The sequence below is a fragment of the Streptomyces sp. NPDC048416 genome (assembly GCF_043200435.1).
In the GTDB taxonomy this organism is placed as follows: domain Bacteria; phylum Actinomycetota; class Actinomycetes; order Streptomycetales; family Streptomycetaceae; genus Streptomyces.
In genome coordinates, this window is the sequence record NZ_JBICXU010000004.1 from 1 (window position 1) to 12,491 (window position 12,491).

The 12,491-nt window shown below is 69.7% G+C and carries 11 protein-coding genes; 2 read left to right on the forward strand and 9 right to left on the reverse strand.

Going from position 1 to position 12,491, the window contains the following annotated elements:
• Nucleotides 1-404: 404 nt before the first annotated feature.
• The 3 genes from ACGFW5_RS06650 to thyX all read right to left on the reverse strand — a co-directional run bounded on the left by ACGFW5_RS06650 (nt 405) and on the right by thyX (nt 4,067).
• The gene (locus ACGFW5_RS06650) at nt 405-2,090 is read right to left on the reverse strand and encodes a ribonuclease J (RefSeq protein WP_393833092.1); all 1,686 of its coding nucleotides are present in this window, start codon (nt 2,088-2,090) and stop codon (nt 405-407) included.
• 124 nt (nt 2,091-2,214) lie between these two features.
• Nucleotides 2,215-3,114: a 4-hydroxy-tetrahydrodipicolinate synthase gene (gene dapA, locus ACGFW5_RS06655; RefSeq protein WP_393833093.1), complete on the reverse strand. Its 900-nt coding sequence runs from the start codon at nt 3,112-3,114 to the stop codon at nt 2,215-2,217.
• 212 nt (nt 3,115-3,326) lie between these two features.
• The gene (thyX, locus tag ACGFW5_RS06660; protein WP_393833094.1) at nt 3,327-4,067 is read right to left on the reverse strand and encodes an FAD-dependent thymidylate synthase; all 741 of its coding nucleotides are present in this window, start codon (nt 4,065-4,067) and stop codon (nt 3,327-3,329) included.
• 198 nt (nt 4,068-4,265) lie between these two features.
• On the opposite strand from thyX, the gene ACGFW5_RS06665 reads away from it, so the two are divergent.
• Both ACGFW5_RS06665 and ACGFW5_RS06670 read left to right on the forward strand, forming a co-directional pair.
• Nucleotides 4,266-4,505: a hypothetical protein gene (locus ACGFW5_RS06665; RefSeq protein ID WP_393833095.1), complete on the forward strand. Its 240-nt coding sequence runs from the start codon at nt 4,266-4,268 to the stop codon at nt 4,503-4,505.
• Between the two features lie 123 nt (nt 4,506-4,628).
• A complete protein-coding gene (locus ACGFW5_RS06670; RefSeq protein ID WP_393833096.1) occupies nt 4,629-5,189 on the forward strand; it encodes a hypothetical protein in 561 nt (186 codons plus the stop codon).
• Between the two features lie 57 nt (nt 5,190-5,246).
• Here the strand turns inward: ACGFW5_RS06670 and ACGFW5_RS06675 are convergent, their stop codons facing one another.
• The 6 genes from ACGFW5_RS06675 to eccD all read right to left on the reverse strand — a co-directional run bounded on the left by ACGFW5_RS06675 (nt 5,247) and on the right by eccD (nt 12,467).
• A complete protein-coding gene (locus ACGFW5_RS06675; protein ID WP_393833097.1) occupies nt 5,247-5,699 on the reverse strand; it encodes a hypothetical protein in 453 nt (150 codons plus the stop codon).
• A gap of 17 nt (nt 5,700-5,716) precedes the next feature.
• Complete coding sequence (gene dapB, locus ACGFW5_RS06680) at nt 5,717-6,469, reverse strand: 4-hydroxy-tetrahydrodipicolinate reductase (protein WP_393833098.1); 753 nt, start codon at nt 6,467-6,469, stop codon at nt 5,717-5,719.
• A 33-nt stretch (nt 6,470-6,502) separates the two neighbouring features.
• Nucleotides 6,503-7,882, reverse strand: coding sequence for a M16 family metallopeptidase (locus tag ACGFW5_RS06685; protein WP_393833099.1), 1,380 nt, complete (start codon nt 7,880-7,882; stop codon nt 6,503-6,505).
• On the reverse strand, nt 7,879-10,098 hold the full coding sequence (locus tag ACGFW5_RS06690) for a polyribonucleotide nucleotidyltransferase (protein ID WP_393833386.1): 2,220 nt from the start codon (nt 10,096-10,098) through the stop codon (nt 7,879-7,881). The genes ACGFW5_RS06685 and ACGFW5_RS06690 overlap by 4 nt, the downstream gene beginning before the upstream one ends.
• A 325-nt stretch (nt 10,099-10,423) precedes the next feature.
• On the reverse strand, nt 10,424-10,714 hold the full coding sequence (gene rpsO / locus ACGFW5_RS06695; protein ID WP_267056737.1) for a 30S ribosomal protein S15: 291 nt from the start codon (nt 10,712-10,714) through the stop codon (nt 10,424-10,426).
• A 253-nt stretch (nt 10,715-10,967) separates the two neighbouring features.
• A complete protein-coding gene (eccD, locus tag ACGFW5_RS06700) occupies nt 10,968-12,467 on the reverse strand; it encodes a type VII secretion integral membrane protein EccD (protein ID WP_393833100.1) in 1,500 nt (499 codons plus the stop codon).
• Nucleotides 12,468-12,491: the final 24 nt, after the last annotated feature.

The following is a 12,491-nucleotide window of genomic DNA, read 5'->3' on the forward strand; positions in this document are numbered from 1 at the left end:
AAAGGAACCTCGTCCCACCGAAGTGGAGACGGGGTTGTCAATCTGGCGTTGACTTTTGGCACGCTGTTGAGTTCTCAAGGAACGGACGCTTCCTTTGTACTCACCCTCTCGGGCTTTCCTCCGGGCGCTTCCCTTCGGTATTTCGTGTTTCCGACTCTATCAGACTCTTTCGTGTCCGATTCCCCGTCGAATTGGGGTTCGCTTCGAGTTCTTCGCTCTCGCGTTTCCCTTTCGGCGGGACCGACTTTATCAGAGATTCTGAAGCCGGATTTCCGTCCCGTTCGGGGATCCCGTGTGGCACGCAAAGGTGCCGGGTTCCCGTTTGGGCGGAGACATAAACCTACTGGAGCGGGGCGCCTCGATGCAAATCGAGGCGCCCCGCTCCGGGCCTGCTGTCGCTGTCGTCAGACCTCGACGACGACGGGAAGGATCATCGGACGCCTGCGGTAGGTGTCCGAGACCCACTTGCCGACCGAGCGACGGATCAGCTGTTGCAGCTGGTGGGGCTCGACGACGCCGTCCTGGGCGGACCGGTTCAGCGCTTCCTCGATCTTCGACACCACCGGGCCGAATGCCGAGTCGTCGATGCCGGAACCGCGTGCCTGGATGTGCGGGCCGCTGGTGATCTTGCCGCTGCTCGAATCCACCACCACGTACACCGAGATGATGCCCTCGTCGCCGAGGATGCGGCGGTCCTTCAGGGAGGACTCCGTCACGTCGCCGACCGAGGAGCCGTCGACGTAGACGTAACCCGCCTGGACCTTGCCGACGATGCGCGCGCTGCCGTCGACCAGGTCGACGACCACGCCGTCCTCGGCGATGACGATGTGGTTCTTCGGGACGCCGGTGAGCGCTCCGAGCTCCGCGTTCGCCCGCAGGTGGCGCCATTCGCCGTGGACCGGCATCAGGTTCTTCGGCTTGCAGATGTTGTAGAAGTACAGCAGCTCGCCGGCCGAGGCGTGGCCCGAGACGTGCACCTTGGCATTGCCCTTGTGGACGACGTTGGCGCCCCAGCGGGTCAGGCCGTTGATGACGCGGTAGACCGCGTTCTCGTTGCCCGGGATGAGCGACGACGCCAGGATCACGGTGTCGCCCTGGACGATGCGGATCTGGTGGTCGCGGTTGGCCATCCGGGACAGCGCGGCCATCGGCTCGCCCTGCGATCCCGTGCAGACCAGGACGACCTCGTCGTCGGGCAGGTCGTCGAGCGTCTTCACGTCGACGACGAGGCCGGCCGGGACCTTCAGGTAGCCGAGGTCACGGGCGATGCCCATGTTGCGGACCATCGAGCGGCCGACGAAGGCGACCCTGCGGCCGTACTCGTGGGCGGCGTCGAGGATCTGCTGGATGCGGTGCACGTGGCTGGCGAAACTGGCCACGATGATGCGCTTGTCGGCGTTGGCGAAGACGTTGCGCAGCACGTTGGAGATGTCCCGCTCCGGCGGCACGAAGCCGGGGACCTCGGCGTTCGTGGAGTCGGCGAGGAGAAGGTCGATGCCCTCCTCGCTCAGCCGGGCGAACGCGTGGAGGTCGGTGAGCCGGCCGTCCAGCGGGAGCTGGTCCATCTTGAAGTCGCCGGTCGCGACGGCCAGGCCCGCGGGGGTGCGGATGGCGACCGCGAGGGCGTCCGGGATGGAGTGGTTGACCGCGATGAACTCGCAGTCGAAGGGGCCCAGGCGCTCGCGGTCGCCCTCGGCGACCTCCAGCGTGTACGGGCGGATGCGGTGCTCCTGGAGCTTGGCCTCGATGAGCGCGAGGGTCAGCTTGGAGCCGATCAGCGGGATGTCCGGCTTCTCGCGGAGCAGGTAGGGGACGCCGCCGATGTGGTCCTCGTGGCCGTGCGTCAGGACGATGCCCTCGATGTCGTCGAGGCGGTCCCGGATCGAGCTGAAGTCCGGCAGGATCAGGTCGATGCCGGGCTGCTCCTCCTCGGGGAAGAGGACGCCGCAGTCGACGATGAGCAGGCGGCCGTTGAACTCGAAGACCGTCATGTTCCGGCCGATTTCACCGAGACCGCCGAGCGGTGTGACGCGCAGGCCGTTCTTGGGGAGCTTCGGCGGGGTACCGAGTTCGGGATGCGGATGACTCAAAAGACTCTCCTCACCACACGCGCCACGTACCGGTAGGGCACGTGGCGCGTATGTCATTCGTGCACTTGCTGTTGTGTAGGGGTTTCGCGCGTGTCGTGCGCGTATTCAGTTGTGAAGTCTGTGGTTAGAGCTGTACCCCACCGGCTGCCAGATCGAGCGCCAGCTGGCTGGATTCTTCGGCGCTGAGCTCGACCATGGGGAGCCGGAGCGGTCCGGCGGGCAGGCCCTTGCGGGCCAGGGCCGCCTTGGTGGTCATGACTCCCTGGGTGCGGAACATGCCCGTGTAGACGGGGAGCAGCCGCTGGTGGATCTCGGTGGCCTTGCGTACGTCGCCCGCGAGGTAGGCGTCGAGCAGGGCGCGGAGCTCGGGGGTGACGAGGTGGCCGACCACGGAGACGAAGCCGCAGGCGCCGACCGAGAGCAGGGGCAGGTTGAGCATGTCGTCGCCGGAGTACCAGGCGAGGCCGGAGCGGGCGATGGCCCAGCCGGCGCGGCCGAGGTCGCCCTTGGCGTCCTTGTTGGCGACGATCCTGGGGTGCTCGGCGAGCCGGACGAGGGTTTCGGTGTCGATCGGTACGCCGCTGCGGCCGGGGATGTCGTACAGCATCACCGGCAGTTCGGTGGCGTCGGCGATGGCCGAGAAGTGCCGGAGCAGGCCCTCCTGGGAGGGCTTGTTGTAGTACGGGGTCACCGCGAGCAGGCCGTGTGCGCCGGAGCGTTCGGCCGTTCGGGCAAGTTCGAGGGTGTGGCGGGTGTCGTTGGTGCCGATTCCGGCCACGACGTGGGCCCGGTCTCCGACGGCCTCCAGTACGGCCCGTACGAGCTGGTCTTTCTCCGCGTCGCTGGTGGTCGGGGACTCGCCGGTGGTGCCGTTGACGATCAGTCCGTCGTTGCCTGCGTCGACCAGGTGGGCGGCCAGTCGCTGGGCGCCGTCGAGGTCGAGTGCGCCGTCCGCCGTGAAGGGCGTGATCATGGCGGTGAGGACCCGCCCGAAGGGGGTCTGCGGAGTGGAGATCGGAGCCATGGGTAACACGCTACTCGCTGCTCAGCGCCGGGTCCCCCCTCGGGGGCAGGTCGCTGTGGGAGCCCGGCACTGCCTGCTCGGGGGTTCAAGCAGTGCCGGGTCCGTTTGATCAGCCTAGATGAACTTCACGAAACGCCGCAATACGGACACTTTGCGCGGCGTATCCGCACATCTGTGCCGGTATGGGTCCGCGCGCCCGTCGACGAGGGCGCTTACGGGGCCACCCGGCCGTTGGTGTTGAACGCCGCGTGGGTGAGCGGCATCAGCCGGGCCCACTCCCGCTCCATCTTCTCGCCGACCATCTCGATCTCCCGCTGCGGGAACGACGGCACCTTCGCCAGCTCGTGCTGGGTGCGCAGGCCGAGGAAGTGCATCAGCGAACGGGCGTTGCACGTCGCGTACATCGAGGAGAAGAGGCCGACCGGGAGCGTGGCGCGGGCGACTTCGCGGGCGACGCCGGCCGCCAGCATCTCCTGGTACGCCTCGTAGGAGCGGCGGTAGGAGTCCTCCATGACGCGGGCGGTCAGCTCCTGCTGCTCCGGCGAGCCGTCGACGAACTCGTACTTGCCGGGGCGGCCCTGCTGGACCAGCTTGCGGTCGGCGTCCGGCACGTAGAAGACCGGCTGGAGCTCCCTGTACCGGCCCGATTCCTCGTTGTACGACCAGCCGACGCGGTGCCGCATGAACTCGCGGAAGACGAAGATCGGGGCGCTGATGAAGAACGTCATCGAGTTGTGCTCGAAGGGGCTGCCGTGCCGGTCCCGCATCAGGAAGTTGATGAGGCCCTTGGAGCGCTCGGGGTCCTTCTGAAGCTCCTCCAGGGACTGCTCGCCCGCCGTGGACACGCGGGCTGCCCACAGCACGTCCGAGTCGGACGCCGCGTGCTTGACCAGGTCGACGGTGACGTCACTGCGGAAGCTGGGCTTGAGGTCTGGGGCGGGGGTGTCGGTCACCGACGGGTCCTTCCGATTGCGTCGCTCGGGCGGCGCCCACTCTACGGGTCGGCACTGACAACTCCGTCCCTGACGGTTCGTCATCACATTCTTCGGCCAATTCGGGGAATTCGGGCACCAATCGACAGTGTCGCGCGTCTGTACAAGTAAGCAGCAGCACGTTCGACAGCCCTTCCAGTTTCCTAGGAGATGTGCCCCATGTTCCGCCGGCGTGAGCCCGTTCCGTTCGCATTCGTCGCCGAGGCCGACCGCTACCGCAGCAACGTCGAGCCGCCGCCTCGCCCGCGCGCGAGCGCAGGTCAGCTCCTCGGACGGACCCTGGTGGGGCTCACCGTCATAGCCGGGCTGACCGGCGCGCTGCTCTTCGGACTGCCCGCGATGGAGAGCCCCCAGTCCGCCGGTCACGTCCAGCAGTCCGAGGCCTCCGACGGGCGGTGACGCCCGCTGAGCGGCCCGGACGCGGCGACGCGCTCCCGACCCCGGAGGTGGCCGCACGGTGACCTGCTGGGTAGCCTCACCCCGCACAGCCCAATCGAGTGTGCTTGTGAGTGAGGATCAGTCGTGCCCCTGCCCTTCCTGACGGCCGACCGCGCAGTTGACGCACCCGGTGAGTACGGCGACGAGGTCGCGCTGCCCTTCGACGACCACGACCGTTGGCGTCGGCCCTACCGGCCGGGCCCGTGGCGGGTCGCCGCGGGGGCCGTGCTGCTGCTGCTCGCCTCGTTCGTCCTGCTTGCCGCGGTGATCATCGCCGCTGCCGGTGAACCGGTGGGTGCGCTCGCCGTTCTCGGCGTCGCCGTGCTGGTGATCGCCTCGTCGCTGCGGCTGCTGCGGGTCGGGGTCTGGGTCAGCCGGGCCGGTCTGCGCCGGGTCGCCTTCTTCTCCACCTCCACGGTGGCGTGGCCGCGGATCCGCGGTGTGCGCACGGTTCAGCAGCCGGTGCGCTGGCTGGGCCTTCCGCGGACCGTCCAGGGGCAGGCGTTGATCGCCGAGCGTGCGGACGGGGCTGCCCTCGCGCCGCTGCTCACCGATCACAACGCGGACTTCCTCGGGCGCGGCGCGGCCTTCGACCGGGCCGCGGACCTGGTGGAGGCATGGGGTGACGAATACCGCGGCCTCTGACCGCCGGGTCCTGGTCGGCCGGTCTCCGGTCGGCCGGTTCCTGCTCGGCCGGTCCCGTCAGACCGTGGCCGGCTTCTTCGCGTGCAGTGCGATCGCCCGCTGCATCGCCTTGCGGGCCCGGGGGGTGTCGCGGGCGTCCTGGTAGGCGACCGCGAGGCGGAACCAGCAGCGCCAGTCGTCGGGCGCGTCCTCCGTCTCGGCCTTGCGCCGGGCGAAGACCGCGTCGGCCGAGTCACGGTCGATGCGGCCGCCCGTGGTGCGGACCAGTTCGTCGACGGGCAGGCCGCCCTCGGCGTCCAGTTCGGCGGCGAGCCTGTTGGCCTGCGTCACGAAGCGGGTGTTGGCCCACAGGAACCAGATACCGACCAGCGGCAGGATCAGGACGGCCACGCCCAGCGGGATGGTGATCCAGGTGCCCTCTTCGAGGAGCCACAGGCCGCGGGTGCCGGCCAGGACGAAGTAGAAGACCAGGACGGCGGCCGTGATGAGGTAGGTGATTTTCGCGCGCATGAGACCGACGGTGCCGCTCAGTTGAGGTCGAGGAAGTGTTCCAGGCCGAAGGTGAGGCCCGGAGTGGTCACCACGCGGCGGGCGCCGAGCAGGATGCCCGGCATGAAGCTGCTGTGGTGCAGGGAGTCGTGGCGCACGGTCAGGGTCTCGCCCTCCGCGCCGAGCAGCACTTCCTGGTGGGCCAGGAGGCCGCGCAGTCGCACCGCGTGCACGGGGATGCCGTCCACGTCGGCGCCGCGGGCGCCGTCGAGCGCCGTGGTGGTGGCGTCCGGCGCGGGGCCGACCCCCGCTTCGGCGCGGGCCGCCGCGATGAGCTGGGCGGTGCGCGTGGCGGTGCCGGAGGGCGCGTCGACCTTGTTCGGGTGGTGCAGCTCGACGACCTCGACGGATTCGAAGTACGGCGCCGCGAGCTGGGCGAACTTCATGGTCAGGACGGCGCCGATGGAGAAGTTCGGGGCGATGAGCACCCCGGTGGACGGCGAGCCGTCCAGCCAGGTGTGCAGCTGCGCGAGGCGGTCCTCGGTCCAGCCCGTGGTGCCGACGACGGCGTGGATTCCGTGGCGTACACAGAACTCCAGGTTTTCCATCACCGAGGCGGGGGTGGTCAGTTCGACGACGACCTGGGCGCCGCTCTCGGCGAGCGTGTCCAGGGAGTCGCCGCGGCCGAGGGCCGCGACCAGTTCCATGTCCTCGGCGGCCTCCACGGCTCGTACCGCTTCGGAGCCGATCCGGCCCTTGGCGCCGAGGACCGCCACGCGCAGCTTGCTCATTCGCTTGCTTCCTTCAGGGTTACGCGACAGGGGTTACGCGATCGCTTCGTGGAGGCGGTCGGCCTGCTTGTCCTTCAGCGGGCCGATGACGGACAGCGAGGGACGCTGCCCCAGGACATCACGGGCCACCTCACGGACGTCGTCCGGGGTGACCGCCGCCATCTTGGCCAGCATGTCGTCGACCGACATCTGCTCGCCCCAGCACAGCTCGCTCTTGCCGATGCGGTTCATCAGCGCGCCCGTGTCCTCAAGGCCGAGGACGGTGGAGCCGGAGAGCTGGCCGACGGCGCGGCCGATCTCGTCGTCCGAGAGTCCTTCCTCGGCCACCCGGTCCAGTTCGTCGCGGCAGATCTTCAGGACGTCGTGGACCTGGCTCGGGCGGCAGCCCGCGTACACGCCGAACAGGCCGCAGTCGGCGAAGCCCGAGGTGTAGGAGTACACGCTGTAGGCCAGGCCGCGCTTCTCGCGGACCTCCTGGAAGAGCCGGGACGACATGCCGCCGCCGAGCGCGGTGTTCAGGACGCCGAGCGCCCAGCGGCGCTCGTCGGTGCGGGCCAGGCCCGGCATGCCGAGGACGACGTGGGCCTGTTCCGTGCGGCGGTTCAGGAGCTCCATGCGGCCTGCGGCCTTCAGGGTGCGGGAGCCGCTGCGCGGGGTGAGGGGGACGGCGTCCGTGCTGGACAGCGCGCCGGCCTTCTCGAAGGCCTTGCGGACCTGGCGTACGACGGTGGCGTGGTCGACGTTTCCGGCGGCCGCCACGACCAGGTGGCGCGGGTCGTAGTGCTTCTTGTAGAAGCGCGCGATCTGCGCCTGGGTCAGGGCGTTGATGGTGTCGACGGTGCCGAGGACCGGGCGGCCGAGGGGGGTGTCGCCGAGCATGGTGTGCGCGAACAGGTCGTGCACGCAGTCGCCCGGGTCGTCCTCGGTCATCGCGATCTCTTCGAGGATGACGCCGCGTTCGGCGTCGATGTCCTCGGCGAGGATCAGCGAGTCCGTGAGCATGTCGCACACGACGTCGATGGCCAGCGGCAGATCGGTGTCGAGCACCCGCGCGTAGTAGCAGGTGTACTCCTTCGCCGTGAAGGCGTTCATCTCGCCGCCGACCGCGTCGAGGGCGGAGGAGATGTCGAGGGCACTGCGCTTGCTGGTGCCCTTGAACAGGAGGTGTTCCAGGTAGTGGGTGGCGCCGTTCAGCGTGGGCGTCTCGTCGCGCGAACCCACCTGGACCCAGATGCCGAAGGTCGCCGACCGTACGGAGGGAAGGGTTTCGGTGACGACCCGCAGGCCGCCGGGGAGGGTCGTACGGCGGACGGTGCCGATGCCGTCCCGGCCCTTCAGGAGCGTTTGGGTACGGGCGACGGCCCGCCCCTCCGAAGAGGGGCGGGCCGTCGTCGCGGAACTACGGGACGTCACTTGGCCGCGTCGTCCTTCTCGGCGTCGTCGGCGGTCTCGCCCTCGATCACGGGGACGAGGGAGAGCTTGCCGCGGGAGTCGATCTCGGCGATCTCGACCTGAACCTTGGAGCCGACACCGAGCACGTCCTCGACGTTCTCCACGCGCTTGCCACCGGCCAGCTTGCGGATCTGCGAGATGTGCAGCAGGCCGTCCTTGCCGGGCATCAGGGACACGAACGCACCGAAGGTGGTGGTCTTGACGACCGTACCCAGGTAGCGCTCGCCGACCTCCGGCATGGTCGGGTTGGCGATCGAGTTGATCGTGGCGCGGGCGGCCTCGGCCTGCGAGCCGACCTGGGCACCGATGTAGATGGTGCCGTCGTCCTCGATCGTGATCTCGGCGCCGGTGTCCTCCTGGATCTGGTTGATCATCTTGCCCTTGGGGCCGATGACCTCACCGATCTTGTCCACGGGGATCTTGACGGTGATGATCCGCGGGGCGTTGGGGGACATCTCGTCCGGCGTGTCGATCGCTTCCATCATCACGTCGAGGATGTGGAGGCGGGCGTCACGGGCCTGCTTGAGGGCGGCGGCCAGGACGGAGGCCGGGATGCCGTCCAGCTTGGTGTCGAGCTGGAGCGCGGTGACGAACTCCTTCGTACCGGCGACCTTGAAGTCCATGTCGCCGAACGCGTCCTCGGCACCGAGGATGTCGGTGAGGGCGACGTAGTGCGTCTTGCCGTCGATCTCCTGGGAGATCAGGCCCATGGCGATACCGGCGACGGGGGCCTTGAGGGGCACACCGGCGTTCAGGAGCGACATGGTGGAGGCGCAGACCGAGCCCATGGACGTCGAGCCGTTGGAGCCGAGGGCCTCGGACACCTGACGGATCGCGTAGGGGAACTCCTCGCGCGTCGGGAGGACCGGCACGATGGCGCGCTCGGCGAGCGCGCCGTGGCCGATCTCGCGGCGCTTGGGCGAGCCCACGCGGCCGGTCTCACCGACGGAGTACGGCGGGAAGTTGTAGTTGTGCATGTAGCGCTTGCGGGTCACCGGGGAGAGGGTGTCCAGCTGCTGCTCCATGCGGAGCATGTTGAGGGTGGTGACGCCCAGGATCTGGGTCTCGCCACGCTCGAACAGGGCGGAGCCGTGCACCCGCGGGATGGCCTCGACCTCGGCGGCCAGCGTACGGATGTCCGTGATGCCGCGGCCGTCGATGCGGACCTTGTCCTTGATGACGCGCTCGCGGACCAGCTTCTTGGTCAGCGCGCGGTACGCGGCGGAGATCTCCTTCTCGCGGCCCTCGAACTGCGGGAGCAGCTTGTCGGCGGCGATCTCCTTGACGCGGTCCAGCTCGGCCTCGCGGTCCTGCTTGCCCGCGATGGTGAGCGCCTGGGCGAGCTCGCCCTTGACCGCGGCGGTCAGCGCCTCCAGGACGTCGTCCTGGTAGTCGAGGAAGACGGGGAACTCACCGGTCGGCTTCGCGGCCTTGGCGGCGAGGTCGGCCTGGGCCTTGCAGAGGACCTTGATGAAGGGCTTCGCGGCGTCGAGGCCGGAGGCGACGACCTCCTCGGTGGGCGCCTCGGCGCCGCCCTTGACCAGCTGGATGGTCTTCTCGGTGGCCTCGGCCTCGACCATCATGATCGCGACGTCGCCGTCCTCGAGGGCGCGACCGGCGACGACCATGTCGAAGACGGCGTCCTCAAGCTCGGTGTGCGTCGGGAACGCGACCCACTGGCCGTTGATCAGCGCGACGCGGACGCCGCCGATCGGGCCGGAGAAGGGCAGGCCGGCCAGCTGGGTGGACGCGGACGCGGCGTTGATCGCGACGACGTCGTACAGGTGGTCGGGGTTGAGCGCCATGATCGTGGCGACGACCTGGATCTCGTTGCGCAGGCCCTTCTTGAAGGACGGGCGCAGCGGGCGGTCGATGAGGCGGCAGGTGAGGATCGCGTCCTCGGAGGGCCGGCCCTCGCGGCGGAAGAAGGAGCCGGGGATCTTGCCGGCCGCGTACTGCCGCTCCTCGACGTCCACCGTCAGGGGGAAGAAGTCGAGCTGGTCCTTGGGCTTCTTGGACGCGGTGGTGGCCGAGAGGACCATCGTGTCGTCGTCCAGGTACGCCACGGCGGAGCCGGCGGCCTGCTTGGCCAGGCGGCCCGTCTCGAAGCGGATGGTGCGGGTGCCGAAGGAGCCGTTGTCGATGACGGCCTCGGCGTAGTGGGTCTCGTTCTCCACTAGTGTTTTCTCCATTTGCTTGGCTGCATTGTCGTCTTTTCGTCCCCTGGCCCGTGTGGCTCGGGGACGGTGGGGCGACGGGCCAAGAAGCGCTCCTGGGGGCGGGCCGGTCTTCGATCGAAGCGCCCGGGGTGCCTTGCGGTCCGGGGGCCACTACCGAGGACCGGCGGCGGGAGGAGCTGCTGCTCGCGCGTCGCGGGGTGATGCGTCTTCGGTGCTGCTGTTCTGTTGTCCGTACCAGACTACTGAGCGTTCGGTACGTCGCGCATGTACAGCAAAGGGAGCGGCCCCCTGATAGGTGGGAACCGCTCCCTCGACAGCATGCTTACTTGGCGCCGCCGGCCGCACCGCGGCGGATGCCCAGGCGGTCGACAAGGGCGCGGAAGCGCTGGATGTCCTTCTTGGCCAGGTACTGCAGAAGGCGGCGGCGCTGGCCGACGAGGATCAGCAGGCCACGACGGGAGTGGTGGTCGTGCTTGTGCGTCTTGAGGTGCTCCGTCAGGTCGGAGATACGGCGCGAGAGCATGGCGACCTGGACCTCGGGGGAGCCGGTGTCGCCCTCCTTCTGGCCGAACTCGGACATGATCTGCTTCTTCGTAGCGGCGTCGAGCGGCACGCTTACTCCTCAGTATTGGTTCGATGCGCCCACGAGTGCCCCAGGTCTTGATCTCTGGGGAGCTTCCGTGACTCGCGAGGCGAAGGTCCGATGAGCGCAGCTTCCAGATGCTCCGGAAACGCGTACACAAACGGCCGTCACACAGCGTACCAGTACCCCGGGTGGCGGTGCCCCCGCGGCCTGCGCCGCACGGGCCGGCCGGTGGGAACACGGTCGGAACGCCGGCTCGGCGGCCGTGGCCGGCCGGGGTGGATCAGCTGGTCAGGGCGCGCGCCCTGGCGTACACGTCGAAGACGGCCAGGGTCAGCGGCGCCAGCGTGAGCAGGACGAATCCCTCGGCGATCTCCAGGAAGCGGCCCCAGAACGGGGTGACGCCCCGGTTCGGCACGATCAGCGCGATCGCGGTGACCAGCGCCGCGGCGGCGGCGATCGCGGCGACCAGCCACAGCGTGTGGACGTCCAGGCCCCCGGTGTCGCCCTTGAGCGCGTCGGTCAGCAGATCCCGCGGGGCGTTGACGCACAGGCCGAGGCCGAGCAGGACCAGGGAGCCGAGCCCGGCGGCGAGGGTGGCGGCGACCTGCGCGGTGTAGCGGAAGAGGTGGGCGCGCATCAGCAGGGCGATGCCGGTGGCCAGGGCGAGCAGGCGGCCCCAGGTGCCGTCGCCGAAGCCGAGCACCGCGGCGCCGGTGACCGCGAGGACGGCGCAGCCGCCGACCAGGCCGACGAGCAGTTCGTGGCCGCGCCGGGCCTGGGCGGCGATGCGCTCGGCGTCGACGGGCTGGGGGGCGGGGTCCTCGCCCGTGTCGCGCTGGGCGGCGTGCGGCGCGTCGAAGCCGATGGGCAGCCGGGCGAACCGCATGGAGAGGCCGGGCAGGAAGGCGAGCGCGCCGACGGCGAGCTGCGTGCAGATCGCGGCGGTCTCGGCGGCCGTCATGTGGGTGAGGATCGCGGCGAACACGACGAGCGCGCCGACCGCGGAGGCGAGCACGAACGCCACGAAGGGGCCGTCGCCGCGCGGTGAGAGCAGGGAGAGCACCAGGGAGGCGATGAGGACGGCGGCGCAGGCCAGCAGCATCTGGAGCCGGCCGATGCCGTGGTGGGCGGCGAGCGGCAGGAGCCCGGAGCCGGCCACCGCGATGTTGGGCAGCGAACCGAGGCCGAGGGCGACGGCGGAGAGCTGGTCGTCGTAGATCCGGGCGCGGACGGCGGCGAGGGTGAGCAGGAGCAGTCCGGCGACGGCGGCGAGGATGCCGGGCAGGCCGTGCATGTCGTGGCGCGGGTCGCCGCTCCAGGCCGCGAAGGCGAGCAGTGCGGGCAGGACGCCGCCGCCGATGAGTCCGGCGGCGCGGGTCAGGTCGCCGTTCCACAGGGTGCGGTCCTGGGTGACGGCGGAGGCGACGGCTTCGGACACGTCGTCGAAGACGGCGGGGGGCAGCGATTGGGAGAAGGGGCGCAGGGTGAGCAGTTCGCCGTCGAGGATCGACTGGGCGGCGAAGGAGCGGGCGCTGTCGAGGACGGTGCCGTCCCGGCGCACCAGCGAGTAGCCCACGGGGGCGCCCTGGGCCGGGCTCTGCTGGGAGAGCCGCAGGATCTCCGGGTAGATGTCGGCGACCGGGATGTCGTCGGGCAGTGCCACGTCGACGCGGCCGTCCGGGGCGACGATCGTCACACGGCAGAAGCCGAGCCCCGCTCCGGTTGCGTGAGCCGGCCCGCCGGGCTCGGCGGCCGTCGTCGCGGTGGTCGTCGTGCTCACTCTCGGCTCCCCCTGCTGTGTGCT

Coding starts and splice junctions, on each gene's coding strand:
- dapA (WP_393833093.1), bottom strand. CDS start 3,114: ATGGCTCCGATCTCCACTCCGCAGACCCCCTTCGGGCGGGTCCTCACC.
- ACGFW5_RS06665 (WP_393833095.1), top strand. CDS start 4,266: ATGTTCCGCCGGCGTGAGCCCGTTCCGTTCGCATTCGTCGCCGAGGCC.
- ACGFW5_RS06675 (WP_393833097.1), bottom strand. CDS start 5,699: ATGCGCGCGAAAATCACCTACCTCATCACGGCCGCCGTCCTGGTCTTC.
- dapB (WP_393833098.1), bottom strand. CDS start 6,469: ATGAGCAAGCTGCGCGTGGCGGTCCTCGGCGCCAAGGGCCGGATCGGC.